We start from the raw sequence: 16,199 nt of genomic DNA, 5'->3' as shown, positions 1-16,199 counted from the left end.
CCCATTATTTCGTAAACATAAAAACCATTAAATTTTGAGAGGAAGCAGCGATCATGACAGCCACAGGCGCCACGCCTCCGGGTGGGAATGTGTTTTTTTTGCTGATGGGTGCCATTCTGGTATTTGCCATGCACGGCGGATTCGCCTTTCTGGAGCTGGGTACGGTAAGGCGCCGCAGTCAGGTCAACGCATTGGTCAAAATTCTCAGCGATTTTGGTATTTCCACCATGGTTTATTTTTTTGTAGGCTACCACATCGCCTACGGCATCAGCTTTTTCGGTGATGTGAAAACCCTGACTGCGGGTAATCACGGCTTCGAGATGGTGCGCTTTTTCTTCCTGCTCACCTTCGCCGCCGCGGTGCCGGCTATTATTTCCGGTGGTATCGCCGAACGGGCGCGTTTTTATCCTCAATTGCTGGCGACGGCCTTCCTGGTGGGGCTGGTTTATCCCTTTTATGAAGGCATCGTCTGGAATAACCATTACGGCATTCAGGCCTGGTTTGCCAGCGCTTTTGGGGCGCCTTTTCACGATTTCGCGGGCTCGGTGGTGGTCCATGCCATGGGTGGGTGGATGGCGCTGATGGCGGTCTGGCTGCTGGGTCCGCGCAAGGGGCGTTACGGGAAAGGTGGTGTGGTGCATGCCATGCCACCCTCCAATATTCCCTTTCTGGCGCTGGGTTCCTGGATTCTGATTATCGGCTGGTTTGGTTTTAATGTGATGAGTGCGCAGCAATTGGTGGCGGTGCAGGGTCTGGTAGCGCTCAATTCGCTTATGGCGCTGGTGGGCGGTATGCTGGCGGCACTGGCCGTAGGGAAAGGCGACCCGGGCTTCGTACACAATGGCGCTCTGGCGGGTCTGGTCGCGATCTGCGCCGGTTCCGATGTGGTGCAACCCATTGGTGCTTTGGCCATTGGCGCTATTGCCGGTATTATTTTTGTCTACCTCTTCACTTTTGTGCAGCATCGCCTGCGCCTGGATGACGTTCTTGGCGTATGGCCGATGCACGGCGTCTGCGGTGTGTGGGGTGGATTGGCCGTCGGCATTTTTGGACATCAGTTCCTCGGCGGCGCCGGTGGGGTCAGTTTCTGGTCCCAGTTGCTGGGCACCGCGCTGGGCGTGCTGGTTGCCCTGGCGGGCAGCGGCATCGTCTACGGCAGCATCAAGTACTTCATCGGGATTCGTCTGGATCCCGAGGCGGAGTATGCAGGTGCTGATTTGAGCCTGCACCATGTCAGTGCATATCCGGAAGAGGATATCGAGAGGGCGTGACCATGAATGAAGCCTTTGTTGCCCTGAACTGGCCGACAGTCCCGACCCTGCCGGCGCGTAGCCCGCAGGCGCACAAAGGGAGCTTCGGGCACGTTTTCGCGGTAGGCGGAGGGCCGGGCATGGGGGGGGCACTGGCGCTGGCCTGTGCGGCTGCCTACCGGGTGGGTGCCGGACTGGTGACGGCCGTCGGCCATCCCTCGGCCATCCCTTATCTGGCGGCATATCTGCCCGAGGCTACCTGGTGGGATTGGCCTGCGCGTTTCGGAGATTTGCCGGAGCAAGCGGTCCTGGCCGTTGGCCCGGGACTGGGTCAGGGTCTGGCCGCCCATGATCTTTTGCTGGAGATCGGTACGCTTTCCCATCCCCAGGTTTGGGATGCCGACGCCTTGAACATTCTCGCGCGTTTTGGTCCGGAACTGTTGGCCGCCGATGCGCTGCGTCTGTTTACCCCCCATCCTGGGGAGGCGGCGCGCCTGTTAGGGGTGACGGTCGCCGCCGTTCAGGCCGATCGTGCCGCGGCCATCTGCCGATTGCAGGCCCGCTATGGCGGGTATTGGGTGCTCAAGGGTCACCATAGCTTGTTACTGGGTGGTGCCGGTCGTTGGCTTTGTCCGCTGGGCAATCCCGGTATGGCGACGGGCGGCAGCGGGGATGTCCTCACCGGTATACTCGCGGGTCTGCTCGCCCAGGATTTGGAAGCAGACAAGGCCTTGTCCCTCGGCGTATGTCTGCACGCCCGCGCGGGTGACCTCGCTGCCTCGCAGATGGGCGAGGCCAGCCTGCTGGCCAGGGATATCCTGGCAGCACTACCCCTCGCACTACAGGAGTTAGCGCAAAATCATGACGGAAACTGAAGTGTTGCGGGAATGGGATCGCCGTTATTTCTGGCATCCCTTCACTCAGATGCAGTGTTATGGAGACGATGATCCATGGATCATTGCGCGGGCTGAAGGCAATTACGTGTACGACACGGAAGGCCATCGCTGCCTGGATGCCATTGCCAGCCTGTGGTGCAATATCCATGGCCATCGCCATCCCCGACTGGATGCCGCTCTGCTCGCGCAGATCGGTAAAGTCGCGCACAGCACGGCGCTGGGCGCGAGCAATCCTCCGGCTATTCGCCTCGCCAAGGCACTGGTGGAAATGACACCGGCCTCCCTGCAACGTTGTTTCTTTTCGGAGGACGGCTCGGAAGCGGTCGAGGTGGCCATCAAAATGGCGGCTCAATACTGGTGTAATCTGGGTCGCCCCGAAAAACATCTCTTCCTGACCCTGGACAATGCCTATCATGGTGACACCGTGGGCGCCGTTTCGGTGGGCGGTTTCCCCTTGTTTCATGCGGTATACGGCCATCTCCTGTTCCCGACTTTGCGCTTGCCGAGCCCCTATGTATTGCAATGGGAAGACTGCGAGGGAGATCCGGTGCAGGCAACAGCCGCATGGCTGGCGGCGCTGGAATCGACGCTCCAGGATCAGAGCGGCGAGATTGCGGCCCTGATCCTGGAGGGCGGGGTGCAGGGCGCCGCCGGCATATTGCCTTTCCCTCCCGGCATACTGGCGGGTGCGCAACGTCTGTGCCGGGCCCATGAGGTTTTGTTGATCATTGATGAGGTCGCCACCGGCTTTGGCCGCAGCGGCAAGCTTTTTTCCTGTGAGTGGGAGTCGGTCGAACCAGACTTGCTGGCCTTGGGTAAGGGGCTGAGCGGTGGTTACTTGCCGGTGGCTGCAACCCTCGCTGCAGAACATGTTTATGCCGCTTTTCTTGCGCCTTTCGGGGAAGCCCGGCAGTTTTACTACGGGCATACCTACACCGCCAATCCTCTGGCCTGTGCGGTAGCGCTGGAGAACCTGGCCCTTTTTGCGGAAGGCAGTGTGCTGGCTGCTTTGCCCGGGAAAATTGCCCAGTTGCGCGCCGGGCTGCAGCGTTTTCACGGCCAGTCGTGGACAGGAGAGGTCCGCCAGTTCGGTTTGATGGCCGCCATCGCCTTGCGCGACCCCAGGACGAATGCACCATATCCCTACGCCGATCGCGTCGAATACGCGGTGTGCCGACGGGCCCGCGAAATGGGCGTTTACAGCCGCCCTCTCGGCGATCTCCTCACCATAGTTCCGCCGCTGTCGGTGACAGCAGCGGAAATAGACACTATCCTCAACGTATTATATGACGCCATGGCGGAAGGACGATCCTGATGAAAACGGCCCAAGATATTATGACGCGCGCGGCCATTACCGTGCTGGCGGATGATTCGGTGCAGAAGGTGGGTGAGGTGTTCCTGAGTTCCGGGCATCACAGCCTCCCGGTGGTCGATGGCGAGGGTCATCTGGTCGGGATGATCGGTGAACGGGATCTGATTGATGCCCACCGCAAGGTGCATCTGCCCACCATGCTCACGATTTTCGACGGACTGATTCCGCTCGGTGGCATGCATGAATATGAAGAAGAATTGCGTAAGGTAACGGCGGTGACCGCCGGTCAGTTGGCCACGGCCCGCGTCATCAGCGTCGCCCCCGAGGAAGATGTGGATGCGGTTGCCGAAAAATTACTGCGGAAGGACGTGCATGCCGTACCGGTAGTCGACAGCAGCGGCCTCCTGTTGGGCATTATCAGTCGTTCGGACATTCTCCAGCATCTGCTGAAGCCCTGAATCGGGTATCTGATGTACTGGGATTTCGCCGATGCTGAAGCCTGCCGGGACTGGGGACAGCGATTGGCCCTGCGCATCGATATCCCGGCGGTCATTTATCTTGCGGGCGATCTCGGGGTCGGTAAGACGACTTTGACCCAGGCCGTGTTGCGAGCGCTGGGCGTCACCCAGTCCATTAAGAGCCCCACCTATACTTTAATGGAAGCATATCAGACCCGCATCGGACCCGCGCTGCATCTGGATTTATACCGCTTGCTAGAGCCTGAAGAGCTGGAATTCATTGGTATTCGGGATTATCTGGCCGAGCCCGCCCTGTGGCTGGTGGAATGGCCGGAGCGGGGCACAGGATTCCTTCCCTCTGCGGATCTGTCGCTCAACCTCAGCATTCTGGACAGTGGCAGTCACCGTCTTGAATGGCGGGGGCATCAGCCGCGTGTTCAGGACTGGACCGAGTTTTTGCCACCCCCATCCGGCGGGAGTAGTAATCGTGATGTCGGCTGATCAAACACCCCGCGTGCATCGCCTGAATAGTACCCTGGCCAATCAGATAGCCGCGGGTGAGGTGGTTGAACGTCCCGCCTCTATCCTCAAAGAGCTACTGGAAAATAGCCTGGATGCCGGAGCTACGCGCATCACGATTCATCTGGAGGGGGGTGGGGTCGACCTCCTCAGTGTTGAGGATGACGGTGTTGGGATATTCCCCGCCGACCTGGCCTTGGCCCTGGAACGCCACGCGACCAGTAAAGTGGCGACCTGGGAGGATCTTCAGGCGATTCATACCATGGGCTTCCGCGGCGAGGCCTTGCCCGCCATTGCTTCGGTTTCGCGCCTGGAAATAGTGTCACGGGCACATGGCCAGAAGCAGGCTACCCGTCTGCAAGTGACCGGTGGTGCTACAGGCGCGCCGGAGCCATCAGCCCGGGCACCGGGCACCACGGTCCGGGTGGCGGACTTATTCTTTAATGTGCCCGCGCGGCGCAAGTTTTTGCGCAGTGCGTCCGCTGAACTGTCGCGGAATCAAAAAGTACTGCGCCAGATCGCTCTGGCCAATTTCCCGGTAGCCTTTCAGCTTTTCCAGAACGGCCGCGCGCTCGTACAGCTTCCTGCGGCACTGGATGCCGACAGCCGGGCACAACGCGTGGCCAGTATCATGGGGGAAGGTTTTCTCGCCAATGCGTTATATATCGAGCAGGAAGATCAAGGCCTATCCCTCAGCGGCTGGCTGGGCCTACCCACTTACAACCGTGCCCGCGGGGATGAACAGTATTTTTACGTCAACAGTCGTTCGGTGCGTGACCCGGTGATTACCCACGCCCTGCGTGCGTCCTATAATGACGTGCTGTTTCAGGATCGCCACCCGCTTTATGTGCTCTACCTGAAACTGCCGCCCGAGCGGGTAGATGTTAATGTGCATCCCGCCAAGGCCGAGGTGCGCTTTCGTGATAGTCGTGAGATACACGATTTTCTCTTCCATACCCTGCGGCGGGTGATTGCGGAACAAGGGGGAGCGCATCCGCAAGTGACGGTGCCGGTCCAGCCCCTATCACCAGCGCCTGCGGTGCAAAGTTCGGGGTCCCGGGCTTATCAACACCCGACCCAGCGACCGCTGAGCGCGGTGCAGGATGGATCCGGAGCCTATTGGGAACGACTGGTAGCGCCCGCGATGACTTTTGTGTCGACCCCTGACATGCCTGCGGCACCCCCTCAGGAACTGGCCCCGGACTACCCTCTTGGTCAGGCCCTGGCGCAAGTTCACGCGCGCTTTATACTCGCCCAGAACAGGGCAGGCATGATCCTCATCGACCAGCATGCCGCCCACGAGCGCATCCTCTACGAGAAGATGAAGGTAGCGGTGCAACAAAATGATAAACAAGTATTTATTATTCCAGAATACCTGCATGTAACAGCGACACAGATGGCCTGCTTCGAAGCAAAGCAGAATGCTTTGCAAGCTGCCGGACTGGAAATCAGTGTGGCCGGTCCCGGTACCTTGGCGATTCATGCCGCCCCCAAGGCCATTGCTGCCGCCACCTATGGGCAGATTGTCGCCGACCTCCTGGCCGAGGAGCCGACCTGGACCGAGAAGGACAGTGATGCCGCTCTCGCCGATATGGCTTGTCGTGCCGCCATTAAAACCAGTCGTCGCCTCAGCCTGGAAGAAATGAACAGCCTCCTGCGCCAACTGGAAGCCACTCCGCGTTTCGGACAGTGCAATCACGGCCGACCCACGGTCGTGCAATTTTCTCTGCCCGATCTGGATCGTCTCTTTCTGCGCGGACGATGATTCCCACCATTTTTCTGATGGGTCCGACGGCCAGTGGCAAGACCAATCTGGCCTTGCGTCTGGCCGATATGTTGCCGGTAGAGATTATCAGTGTCGATTCGTTGCTGGTGTATCGCCATTTTGATATCGGCAGCGCTAAACCCAGCCCGGCTCTGCGCCAGCAATATCCGCACGCACTGGTCGATATCCGGGAGCCCGATGCGCCTTATTCAGCGGGTCTGTTTCGGGAAGATGCCCTGCGCTGTATTGCGCTGGCGCGGGAACGCGGTCGCATCCCGCTGCTGGTGGGTGGCACGGGTCTGTATTTTCGCGCGCTGGAGCGCGGTATTGATGCGTTACCTCCCGCCGATCCCGCCTTGCGCGAGAGTCTGATGGCGGCAGCAGAGACGGCAGGGTGGCCCGCACTACACCAGCGCCTCGCGACTCTGGATCCGGAAACCGCTGCCGGTATCGCCCCCCATGATCGGCAACGCATTCAACGCGCGCTGGAAATGATTCTGAGCTCTGGCGCCCCGATCAGCGCTCATCGCCATTGGCAGGGAGCGTTCCCCGGTCCGCTCCATAAGATCATCCTGCGGCCGCCCCGGACCTGGTTACATCAGCGTATCGCCCAGCGCCTTGATGCCATGCTGGCAGAGGGTTTTCTGGAAGAGCTGGAATCCCTGCGCCAACGTCACTACGCGCCGGAATTGCCCGCCATGCGCGCCGTCGGTTACCGCCAATACTTCGCCTGGCATGACGGCCTCTACAGTGCCGCAGCGGCCTATCAGGCGGCACTGGCGGCGACCCGCCAACTGGCCAAGCGCCAGGATACCTGGTTTAAGAGGGAATCAGCGCACTGTTACCTTGACCCCGCACAGGGGGATGCGGCGTCGCAGTTGTTACAATCTTTCGCCGATTTTCAGCAGAAAAACGCGCGTTAGGGATTGCGCTCGCAATACCGAATATTTTGCGCCCGGCGTGATAATGATTGTGCCCCGGATTGCCAGAGAAACCGCAGAATGCTAGCCTATGGCGACTTTAATTCTACCCCCATTGAGGAATTTATGGCTGTTGAGCGTACTCTTTCTATCATCAAACCCGACGCCGTTCAGAAAAATGCCATCGGTGCCATTCTTGGCCGTTTCGAACAGGCGGGCCTGCATGTCGCTGCCACCAAGATGATGCACCTCAGCCGTGATGAGGCGGGAGGGTTTTATGCAGTACACAAAGCCCGTCCGTTTTACGGCGAGCTGTGCGATTTCATGAGCAGTGGTCCGGTAGTGGTTACGGTGCTGGAGGGCGAGGGCGCCATCGCCAAAAACCGTGATCTGATGGGCGCTACCAACCCCAAAGATGCCGCTGCGGGGACGATTCGTGCAGACTTTGCCGACAGCATCGATGCCAATGCCGTGCACGGCTCAGACAGTGCTGAGACCGCAGCATGGGAAATTGGCTACTTTTTTGGCCAACGGGAGATTTTTTCGCGCTGAATGATAGGCGATGCTTCTGTAGTTACCAAGGCCGCATGGCCACACCTGCTGGGACTGGATCGCCAGTCCCTCGCCGGATTGTTGCGCACCTGGGGAGAGTCTCCCTTTCGTGCTAACCAAATTTTGCAATGGCTGCATACCCGTCAGGTGACGGATTTCGCGGCCATGAGTAACATCAGTAAAACCCTCCGCACCCGGCTCGCCGCTGAAACCATTCTGGATGAACCAGAAATTATCGCTGACCAACTGGCGGCAGATGGCACCCGCAAATGGCTGTTGGGGCTTCCTGATGGCAATGCGATTGAAACGGTTTTTATTCCGGAAGAGGACCGTGGCACACTGTGCATCTCTTCCCAGGTGGGCTGTTCGTTGGCATGCAGCTTCTGCGCCACCGGCGCGCAAGGGCTGAGCCGCAACCTGGAAACCCACGAAATAATCGCCCAGGTGCGCGTGGCGCGCCGCTTGCTGGGTCTGAATGCCATCACCAATGTGGTGTTCATGGGTATGGGTGAGCCGTTACTCAATTTGCGTCATGTATTACCGGCGCTGGATTTGCTGCGCGACGATTATGCCTACGGTTTGGGCGCGCGGCGTATTACCGTCAGCACCGCGGGTGTGGTGCCGGGCATGGATCGGCTGGGTACGGAAAGTCCGGTCAACCTCGCGATCAGTTTGCATGCCAGCCGTGATGATATCCGCGACATTCTCGTGCCTGTAAACCGCCACTATCCGCTGGCGGAATTGCTCGCCGCCTGTCGCCGCTACCCCTTGCCGCCCCGACGCCGTATCACCTTCGAATATGTGATGCTGGATGGTCTCAACGATGCCGACACCCATGCCCGGGAACTCCTCCGTTTACTGCGGGGTATCCCTGCCATGGTAAATTTAATCCCCTTTAATCCCTTTCCTGGTTCAAATTATAAAAGGTCGCCACAGGTGCGCATCGATGCTTTCCGCGACATTATCCTGCATGGTGACGTGATGACGGTTACGCGCCGACCGCGTGGCGATGACATCGCCGCCGCCTGCGGCCAGTTGGCCGGGCAGGTGCGTGATGGCCGGCGCAGCATCCCCCTGGCGGTGCATTCGTGAAAAGGCTTGCGGGATTGGGTGTGGGCGTACTTCTCCTGAGTGGGTGTGGGCTCTTTGGCGGCAATGCGGCGACCTTAACGCCTGAGCAGCAAATGGCCGCGTTTATCGCCCATGAACACAAGGCCAACGCCGCCTCTTCAGGCTTCAAGCCGACACCTGACAACACCGATAAAGCCAAGGCAGGCATCTATACCTCTCTCGGCAGCGCTTATTTGCAGGATGGTCATCCCCGGCAGGCGATCCGTGAATTGCAGTTGGCGATCGCCGATAACAGCAACTACGCTGACGCTTATAATATCATGGGCTTGGCGTATGAGCAGTTGCAGCAGAATGCGCTGGCACGTAATGCCTTTCGCCGGGCACTCTCCATGGATGCTAAAAACCCCGAGTATCTCAATAACTATGGTGCTTTTCTCGTCAATTCGGGTAGCTATGCAGAAGCTCTTGTCGAGTTGAAGCGGGCCACGGCCGATCCTTTGTATAGTACGCCACAGTTCGCCTGGACCAACCTTGCACAAGCCTACGCCGGGCTTAAAGACTTGTCGGCAGCGCGCGATGCCCTGAACCGGGCGCTCTATCTGGTACCCAACTATCCGCCCGCCCTGCAAATGCTTGCCGAGCTGGATTTTAAGGCTGGTAAAGCAGACGCCGCCTTCGATCACTTGCGGGTGGTCTTGGCGCAGGAACCCAATAATGCCAATGCGCTCTTGCTGGCGGGGCGGATCGCCGCCCAACAAGGGCGAACCACGCAGGCGCAGTCTTTTTGGCAGCGTTGCGTGACGGCCTCGCCCTATTCGGCGGCGGGCAAGCAGGCGCAGCAATTATTATTGCAAGATGGTTGAGGCGGCGGAACCATGGATCCGATAACCGGTAGCGAGATTTCTCAGGACTTGCGGACAGCGCGGGAAGCCCATGGCTGGAGCCTGCACCAGGTTGCCGAGCGATTGCATATTACCGAGGTACAGGTAAAGGGTTTGGAAGAAGGTAATTACGCCGCCCTGCCCGGTGCGGCTTTCGCGCGTGGTTTTCTGAAGAATTATGCGCGTCTGCTGGAATTGAATCCGGAACCTCTTCTGAAGACGTATGATGCTTCCAACGAGGGATCGGGGCTGCACCCATCGGAAAACGTGTTGCCCAACTGTGAAGGCCCGCTGCTGGATTATAGTCGACGCATGTTGGTTTTCTCCGGGCTGACCATGATAGCCGTTATTGTGGCAGTCTGGTGGTTCTGGAGTCAGCAGCGGGCGCAGGGCTTGCCTGCCACGGCGGCTTCGCCGACGACGGCGGTTAAACATCCGGCGGCTTTTGCGCCGGTGGTCAGTGCCGCACCGCGCATATCACCGGCCATTCTGGCGCCGCGCGCCGTGACGCAGGCTTCGGTAGTAGTGGCGGTCGGTCAATCTGCTGTTCCGGTTGCGGTAACCCAATTTGCGACCGCAGCGGTTGGTCCTGGGCTGGTATTTCAGTTCAGCGCGGACTGTTGGGTGCAGGTCAAAGACGCCTCCGGAAAAACCCTGCTCGCCGTCCTGGGACAGCGCGGCAAGGTCTTGCGCGTCGATTCCGGTACTCCGCCCTATCACGTCCTGGTAGGCAAGGCCAGTGCTGTTGTCATCCGCTATAATGGTAAGCTAGCACCTCTGCCCGCCAACGCTCTGGGGGTAGCTAGATTGCAGATTGGTACCGCACCGACCATCAGCACCCCTGTCAGTGGCGCCCATGTTATGGCTGCCACCCACAGTCAGGTGCCATCCTCCGCACTGCCGATAGCGAGTGTGGTTTCATCACCAGCTGCGGTACCCAGCACCGCAGCCGTTTCCAGCGAGGCCTCCCATGCACCATGAATCTCCTATAAAGCGGCGTAAGACCCGGCAAATTCACGTTGGCAACGTAGCCATTGGCGGCGATGCCCCCATTAGCGTACAAAGCATGACCAATACGGAAACCCGGGACGTCGCTGCCACGGTCGCGCAAATCCGGCGCCTGGAAGCGGTTGGTGCCGATATCGTCCGGGTGTCCGTACCCAGCATGGATGCTGCGGAAGCCTTTAAGGCGATCCGCGCACAGGTGGAAACCCCACTGGTCGCCGATATCCACTTCGATCACCGCATTGCTTTGCAGGTGATGACAGATGGTGTCGATGGTCTGCGCATCAATCCCGGAAATATCGGTTCTCTGGATAAAACGCGGCTGGTGGTGGAAATGGCCAAGGACAAGGGCATCCCCATCCGTATCGGGGTTAATGCCGGGTCTTTGGAAAAAGATATCCAGGAAAAATACGGGGAGCCGACGGCGGAAGCCTTGGTTGAGTCTGCCTTGCGCCATGTGAGCATTCTCGACGAATTGAATTTTCATGATGTGAAAATCAGTGTCAAGGCCTCCGATATTTATCTTGCCGTGAGCGCTTACCGGCTGCTCTCGGCAAAGGTGGATTACCCGCTGCACCTGGGTATCACCGAAGCTGGCGGTCTGCGCTCGGGCACCGTCAAATCCGCCATCGGGCTTGGCCTGCTCCTGCGCGATGGCATCGGCGATACGATCCGGATTTCCCTCGCAGCGGATCCTGTCGAGGAAATTCGCGTCGGCTTCGATATTTTGAAGAGCCTGCACTTGCGTCAGAAAGGCATTAATCTCATCGCCTGTCCGTCCTGTTCCCGCCAGGAGTTTGACGTCATTACCACCATCAATGCCTTGGAGGCGCGTCTGGAAGATATCCTCGAACCCATGGATGTTTCGGTGATCGGCTGCGTGGTGAATGGTATTGGCGAAGCGAAGGAAGCGGATATCGGCCTGGCGGGTGGGGATAAACGCAGCATTCTCTACTATCGCGGCAAGCAGGTCGAGCGAGTAGAGAATATCGACATCGTCGATGTGCTGGAAAAGCGGATTCGGGCGGAAATCGCCGAGCGGCAGGCAGCGCGGCATGACGCCTGAGCCTCTTCCGGTGCTGCAAAGCGGAAATATGCATGGCGGGTAAAGTGTTGCAGGCCGTACGTGGGATGAATGACATTTTTCCGGAAGAGAGTGCGGGTTGGCAGGCGTTGGAAGGTGACCTGCGGACATTGCTGGCGCTCTACGACTACGGTGAAGTGCGTTTGCCGCTCCTGGAATCGACGGAACTGTTTGCCCGCGCTATTGGCGATGTGACCGATATCGTCCAGAAGGAGATGTATACCTTTGCCGACCGCAATGGGGACAGTCTCACCCTGCGGCCGGAGGGGACGGCGGGGTGCGTGCGTGCCGCCATCCAAACACAGAGCATGCGCGGTCAGACCCCGCGTTATTATTATATGGGGCCGATGTTTCGCCATGAGCGTCCACAGAAAGGACGTTACCGGCAGTTTCACCAACTGGGTGTGGAGGTCTTCGGGCTGCCTGCGGCGAGCACCGATGCAGAGGTGATTGCCCTATCGGCGCGAATTTTGCGGACAGCGGGCGTTACCGCCTCGTTGCAGATCAACTCTCTGGGAAGCCCGGCGGCGCGTGCCCACTACAGAACCTTGCTCCTGGACTATCTGCGCCCGCGCCGGGCGGAGCTCTGTGCCGACTGTCAGGAGCGTATGGAGCGCAACCCGCTCCGTGTGCTTGACTGCAAAGTACCCACTTGTCAGGACATCGCACACCTGGCCCCTCATCTGGCGGACCATCTGGATGCAGACTCGGCAGCGCATTTCACCCTGTTGCAGTCGCTGCTGACAGCGCTTGATATCCCTTACCAGGTCAATCATAGCCTCGTCCGCGGTCTGGATTACTACAACCGCACGGTCTTCGAATGGGTGACGGATGCGCTTGGCGCGCAAGGCACGGTACTGGCCGGTGGTCGTTATGACGGTTTGGTCGCACAGTTGGGTGGCGCTGAGACGGCGGCGATCGGGTTTGCAGTAGGGCTCGAAAGATTGCTCGCTTTGCAGGCGCTGCAGGGGAGGGCGGTAGAAGCACCTGCGCCTTTGCTGTTTATGGGTGCCCTGGAGGCGGCTGCGGTTGCTCGTGCGTGGCAAATCGCCGAGCAGTTGCGAGATGGGGGCATCTCCGTGGTCACCAGTGGCCCCGCCACTTTCAAGACGCTCATGAAGCAGGCAGAGCGTTCCCGTGCCAGATTTCAGATCATTATCGGCGCGGGGCAGCTCGCCGGTGAGGCGCTGATCCTTAAGGAACAGGCGGGGGAGGGCCGTTGGCAGGGCGATCTTGACGCCGTGCATGAAGGACTGCGTAGGCTTGGCGTTGATTTCCCGCAGCCTGCACCCCATACTGTGCGCAATTTTGCTACAGCCAGAACCTTATCGTGACCGGTCCAGAACTCTCCGAATTCCTTCATCGCCACCGGATCTCTCTTATTGCGGGCACTGTTATTATCTTGCTCGCGGCAATGGGGTTTTTTGGCTACGAAAAATACCAGCGTCACCAAGTGCAGCGTGCTGCCATACTGTATAATGAACTGGTGGATAGCAGTGTCGCCGGGCAGCTCAGTACGGCACGCGCCAGTGCGGATACCTTGGTGCATCAATATGGGCACACGCCCTATGCCGCTTTCGCCCACTTTTTTCTGGCGCGCATGGATAGTGAAAGCCAGCAGATTCCTGCGGCGGAAACAGAGCTGAAAACCATCATCCACAGCGGCAGCACCCCAAGGGGCCTGAAGAGCATGGCGAGGCTCAGTCTGGCCCGGCTTTATCTGGAGCAGAAACAGGCACAAAAGGCACTCGATTTACTGAAGGCGCCGGATGTGGCCTTCGCGCCCCTGCAGGATGAAATCCAGGGGGATGCCTATGTGGCGCTCCATCAAGACGGTAAAGCTATGCAGGCTTATCAGTCGGCTATTGCCGCGCTTCCCGCCGCTGATCCTTACCGCAGCTACCTGCAGATGAAGATGGCTAATATTGGAGTGGCACCATGACCTTGCGAATTTTTCTTTCGTCCTTCCGCCGCCTGGTGGCGCTGGGTTTCCTGGCGATCTTGCTGAACGGCTGTGGCATCATGTCCTGGTTCCATTCCACCCCATCCCCCAAGGCCCCTCCGCCCCTCCCCAAGGGGCAGGATAAGGTGTCTTTTTCCACCGAATGGCAGTCTCGTCTGTATGGTATATGGCAGGTTGATCCGTATCAGGGAACGCTGATCGCGCATGGCCAGGGGCAAGTGGTAGTCGCCGATGCTTCTGGTCACCTGGTCAGCATGACGGATAGTGGTCACCAGATGTGGATGCGTAGCCTGGATGGCGGAACCGCGCGTGGTCCGACGCTGGCAGGCGGTGTGGTTTATGCGGGTACCGATGCGGGAAAAGTGTATGCGTTGACCGCCAAAGACGGACACAAGCTCTGGGCTATACAGCTCAGTTCTGAGGTGCTCACACCAGTAGTCGCCGTGGATGGGCACCTTTTGGTGCAGACGGTAGATGGTCATCTTTGGGCGCTCGACCCTAAAGATGGCAAGGTGCAATGGACATTCTCCATGAATGAGCCGTCCCTCATCCTGCGCACCGTGGCTACGCCTACGGTGCATGATGGCGTGGTGTATGCCGGCTTTGCCGATGGAACGGTGGTGGCGCTGAGCTTGTCGTCCGGTGCGGAACTCTGGCGGAAGCAGGTCGCCATACCGCATGGCAGTAATGAATTGGCACGCATGGTAGATGTGGCCGCGCGCCCGGTGATCGCAAAGGATCAGGTCATCGCCGCCGCCTATCAGGGGAGTCTGGCCGCTTATGCGTTACAAGGCGGTACCCAGAACTGGAGTGTACCGATGTCCGTCTACCAGACCCCCGTGCTGGACGATGGCCATCTTTTTGTCGCCGATGCCGATGGGCGGATATCCTCGGTAGACCTCAGCTCGGGCAATGTGCTTTGGCGCAATGACCGTTTGAGCGGGCACTACATAACCGGTTTTGGCCGGTGTGGCAGTGACTTGCTGGCGACGGACAACGCGGGGTATCTCTATGTCGTCGATCCGCAGACGGGACACCGGATCGGCCAGACGCGACTGTCCGATAGCGGTATTCAGAGTACGCCTGTCTGTCTGGGAAATGGCCAGATTCTTGCCTTCAGCGATGCGGGCACATTGTATCGAATCAAGCTGGCAAAGCGCTAAGGCTCCATTCATGACCGCAATTATCGCCCTGGTAGGGCGGCCCAACGTGGGTAAATCCACCTTTTTCAATCGTCTGACGCGCACCCGTGAGGCGTTGGTGGCGGATTTTCCAGGGCTCACCCGGGATCGCCATTATGGTACGGCGCAGTTTGATGGGCACCAGTATCTGGTGGTGGATACCGGCGGTTTTGAGCCGGAAGAACGGGAAGGCCTGGTGGCGGCTATGGCGGTACAGACTCGCCTCGCTATCACAGAGGCCGATGCGGTTTGCTTTCTGGTGGATGCCAAAGAAGGGCTTTCTGCCCAAGATGCAGAAATTGCCGAGGAACTGCGTCGCGGTGGCAAACCCATCTATCTGGTAGTGAACAAGATGGATGCGAAAGGCGCGGTGAGTGAGTTGCCTGAATTTCATCGGCTTGGCTTGGGTATGCCCTACACCATCTCCGCAGCCCATGGGCACGGCGTTGAACCGCTGCTGGAGGCGATTTTTTCGGACTTGCCCAACCCCGAGGATGAGGCCGCCGCAGCGGCGGGGAAGGGGCCGCGCATAGCCATGCTCGGTCGGCCCAATGTGGGCAAATCGACACTGGTCAACGCGATGCTGGGTGAAAAACGTGTCCTCGTTTTTGACGAGCCTGGGACCACCCGGGATAGTATCCGCATTCCTTACGAGCGCCAGGGCAAACCCTACGTCATGATTGATACCGCGGGTATGCGGCGCCGTGCCCGGGTGGGCGAGGGGCTCGAAAAGCTCAGCGTGTTGAAGACGCTGAGTGCTCTGCGGGAAGCGGACGTGGTCCTGCTGGTGCTCGATGCGCGTTTGGGTATTGCCGAGCAGGACTCCCACCTGGTAGGGGTGGCGGTCGAGTTGGGGCGTCCCATCGTCGTGGTAGTCAACAAATGGGACGGGATGAATCCCGAACAGCGCAAGGCGGTAAAGCAAGAACTGGAAAGGCGGCTGAACTTCATCAAATACGCACCGATCTACACCATTTCCGCGCTGCATGGCACGGGTGTGGGTGACCTCTATAAGAGCATTGATCAGCTATGGATTGATTCCCGTCGTCATTTCTCCACAGGCGAGCTCAATCGTGCTCTGGCCGATGTGATCGAGACGCATCAACCACCCATGGTAGGCGGGCGACGTATCAAACTGCGTTATTGTCATCAGGGCGGAGAAAACCCCATCACCCTGGTGTTTCACGGTAACCAGGTGGCGCGTTTGCCCGGCACCTACAAGCGTTATTTGGAGAGCGCCTTCCGGCGTGCGCTCCATTTGGAAGCCGTGCCGCTGCGTCTGATCTTCCGTCAGGGAGAAAATCCCTATGACCCGCAGCCGAAAAAAGGGAAACACTGAGTG

16 protein-coding genes are annotated in these 16,199 nt (G+C 59.0%); all 16 read left to right on the top strand.

Annotation, left to right across the window (positions count from 1 at the left end):
• Window positions 1–53 precede the first annotated feature (53 nt).
• Entirely contained in the window at window positions 54–1,271 is a 1,218-nt protein-coding gene (locus tag H2515_RS08365; RefSeq protein WP_198659828.1) for an ammonium transporter, read from the top strand.
• 2 nt (window positions 1,272–1,273) lie between these two features.
• Entirely contained in the window at window positions 1,274–2,125 is an 852-nt protein-coding gene (locus tag H2515_RS08360; RefSeq protein ID WP_198659827.1) for an NAD(P)H-hydrate dehydratase, read from the top strand.
• Complete coding sequence (gene bioA, locus H2515_RS08355) at window positions 2,112–3,461, top strand: adenosylmethionine--8-amino-7-oxononanoate transaminase (RefSeq protein ID WP_198659826.1); 1,350 nt, start codon at window positions 2,112–2,114, stop codon at window positions 3,459–3,461. The genes H2515_RS08360 and bioA overlap by 14 nt, the downstream gene beginning before the upstream one ends.
• Window positions 3,461–3,916: a CBS domain-containing protein gene (locus H2515_RS08350; protein WP_198659825.1), complete on the top strand. Its 456-nt coding sequence runs from the start codon at window positions 3,461–3,463 to the stop codon at window positions 3,914–3,916. The genes bioA and H2515_RS08350 overlap by 1 nt, the downstream gene beginning before the upstream one ends.
• A 12-nt stretch (window positions 3,917–3,928) precedes the next feature.
• Window positions 3,929–4,417 (top strand): tRNA (adenosine(37)-N6)-threonylcarbamoyltransferase complex ATPase subunit type 1 TsaE, encoded by a 489-nt coding sequence (gene tsaE / locus H2515_RS08345; protein WP_198659824.1) that lies wholly within the window; start codon window positions 3,929–3,931, stop codon window positions 4,415–4,417.
• Complete coding sequence (mutL, locus tag H2515_RS08340) at window positions 4,407–6,200, top strand: DNA mismatch repair endonuclease MutL (protein ID WP_198659823.1); 1,794 nt, start codon at window positions 4,407–4,409, stop codon at window positions 6,198–6,200. Before tsaE ends, mutL begins: the two co-directional genes overlap by 11 nt.
• Entirely contained in the window at window positions 6,197–7,123 is a 927-nt protein-coding gene (gene miaA, locus H2515_RS08335) for a tRNA (adenosine(37)-N6)-dimethylallyltransferase MiaA (protein WP_065414311.1), read from the top strand. The genes mutL and miaA overlap by 4 nt, the downstream gene beginning before the upstream one ends.
• Window positions 7,124–7,246: 123 nt before the next feature.
• Window positions 7,247–7,672, top strand: a complete 426-nt coding sequence (gene ndk, locus H2515_RS08330; protein WP_035192594.1) for a nucleoside-diphosphate kinase — start codon at window positions 7,247–7,249, stop codon at window positions 7,670–7,672.
• Window positions 7,673–8,764: a 23S rRNA (adenine(2503)-C(2))-methyltransferase RlmN gene (rlmN, locus tag H2515_RS08325; protein WP_051984773.1), complete on the top strand. Its 1,092-nt coding sequence runs from the start codon at window positions 7,673–7,675 to the stop codon at window positions 8,762–8,764.
• On the top strand, window positions 8,761–9,606 hold the full coding sequence (pilW, locus tag H2515_RS08320; protein WP_198659822.1) for a type IV pilus biogenesis/stability protein PilW: 846 nt from the start codon (window positions 8,761–8,763) through the stop codon (window positions 9,604–9,606). Before rlmN ends, pilW begins: the two co-directional genes overlap by 4 nt.
• Window positions 9,607–9,618: 12 nt before the next feature.
• Window positions 9,619–10,605 carry a RodZ domain-containing protein gene (locus tag H2515_RS08315; protein WP_198659821.1) on the top strand — a complete coding sequence of 329 codons (987 nt, stop codon included), beginning with the start codon at window positions 9,619–9,621 and terminating at the stop codon, window positions 10,603–10,605.
• Window positions 10,595–11,695 (top strand): flavodoxin-dependent (E)-4-hydroxy-3-methylbut-2-enyl-diphosphate synthase, encoded by a 1,101-nt coding sequence (gene ispG / locus H2515_RS08310; protein WP_035192360.1) that lies wholly within the window; start codon window positions 10,595–10,597, stop codon window positions 11,693–11,695. Before H2515_RS08315 ends, ispG begins: the two co-directional genes overlap by 11 nt.
• A 32-nt stretch (window positions 11,696–11,727) precedes the next feature.
• Window positions 11,728–13,047 (top strand): histidine--tRNA ligase, encoded by a 1,320-nt coding sequence (gene hisS / locus H2515_RS08305; RefSeq protein ID WP_198659820.1) that lies wholly within the window; start codon window positions 11,728–11,730, stop codon window positions 13,045–13,047.
• On the top strand, window positions 13,044–13,655 hold the full coding sequence (locus tag H2515_RS08300; protein ID WP_198659819.1) for a YfgM family protein: 612 nt from the start codon (window positions 13,044–13,046) through the stop codon (window positions 13,653–13,655). The genes hisS and H2515_RS08300 overlap by 4 nt, the downstream gene beginning before the upstream one ends.
• The gene (gene bamB, locus H2515_RS08295; protein WP_035192354.1) at window positions 13,652–14,839 is read left to right on the top strand and encodes an outer membrane protein assembly factor BamB; all 1,188 of its coding nucleotides are present in this window, start codon (window positions 13,652–13,654) and stop codon (window positions 14,837–14,839) included. Before H2515_RS08300 ends, bamB begins: the two co-directional genes overlap by 4 nt.
• Window positions 14,840–14,849: 10 nt before the next feature.
• A complete protein-coding gene (gene der / locus H2515_RS08290; protein WP_198659818.1) occupies window positions 14,850–16,196 on the top strand; it encodes a ribosome biogenesis GTPase Der in 1,347 nt (448 codons plus the stop codon).
• The last annotated feature ends 3 nt before the right edge of the window (window positions 16,197–16,199 follow it).

It is taken from the genome of Acidithiobacillus ferrivorans, from assembly GCF_016250455.1.
GTDB classification, from domain to species: domain Bacteria; phylum Pseudomonadota; class Gammaproteobacteria; order Acidithiobacillales; family Acidithiobacillaceae; genus Acidithiobacillus; species Acidithiobacillus ferrivorans.
Note: the sequence above shows the minus strand (reverse complement) of the source record. Positions and strands in the feature narration are given on the sequence as shown.

What these genes read in the sequence shown, in the direction of transcription:
- H2515_RS08365 (WP_198659828.1), top strand. Translation starts at nt 54, where the DNA reads ATGACAGCCACAGGCGCCACGCCTCCGGGTGGGAATGTGTTTTTTTTG.
- H2515_RS08360 (WP_198659827.1), top strand. Translation starts at nt 1,274, where the DNA reads ATGAATGAAGCCTTTGTTGCCCTGAACTGGCCGACAGTCCCGACCCTG.
- bioA (WP_198659826.1), top strand. Translation starts at nt 2,112, where the DNA reads ATGACGGAAACTGAAGTGTTGCGGGAATGGGATCGCCGTTATTTCTGG.
- H2515_RS08350 (WP_198659825.1), top strand. Translation starts at nt 3,461, where the DNA reads ATGAAAACGGCCCAAGATATTATGACGCGCGCGGCCATTACCGTGCTG.
- tsaE (WP_198659824.1), top strand. Translation starts at nt 3,929, where the DNA reads ATGTACTGGGATTTCGCCGATGCTGAAGCCTGCCGGGACTGGGGACAG.
- mutL (WP_198659823.1), top strand. Translation starts at nt 4,407, where the DNA reads ATGTCGGCTGATCAAACACCCCGCGTGCATCGCCTGAATAGTACCCTG.
- miaA (WP_065414311.1), top strand. Translation starts at nt 6,197, where the DNA reads ATGATTCCCACCATTTTTCTGATGGGTCCGACGGCCAGTGGCAAGACC.
- ndk (WP_035192594.1), top strand. Translation starts at nt 7,247, where the DNA reads ATGGCTGTTGAGCGTACTCTTTCTATCATCAAACCCGACGCCGTTCAG.
- rlmN (WP_051984773.1), top strand. Translation starts at nt 7,673, where the DNA reads ATGATAGGCGATGCTTCTGTAGTTACCAAGGCCGCATGGCCACACCTG.
- H2515_RS08315 (WP_198659821.1), top strand. Translation starts at nt 9,619, where the DNA reads ATGGATCCGATAACCGGTAGCGAGATTTCTCAGGACTTGCGGACAGCG.
- ispG (WP_035192360.1), top strand. Translation starts at nt 10,595, where the DNA reads ATGCACCATGAATCTCCTATAAAGCGGCGTAAGACCCGGCAAATTCAC.
- hisS (WP_198659820.1), top strand. Translation starts at nt 11,728, where the DNA reads ATGGCGGGTAAAGTGTTGCAGGCCGTACGTGGGATGAATGACATTTTT.
- bamB (WP_035192354.1), top strand. Translation starts at nt 13,652, where the DNA reads ATGACCTTGCGAATTTTTCTTTCGTCCTTCCGCCGCCTGGTGGCGCTG.
- der (WP_198659818.1), top strand. Translation starts at nt 14,850, where the DNA reads ATGACCGCAATTATCGCCCTGGTAGGGCGGCCCAACGTGGGTAAATCC.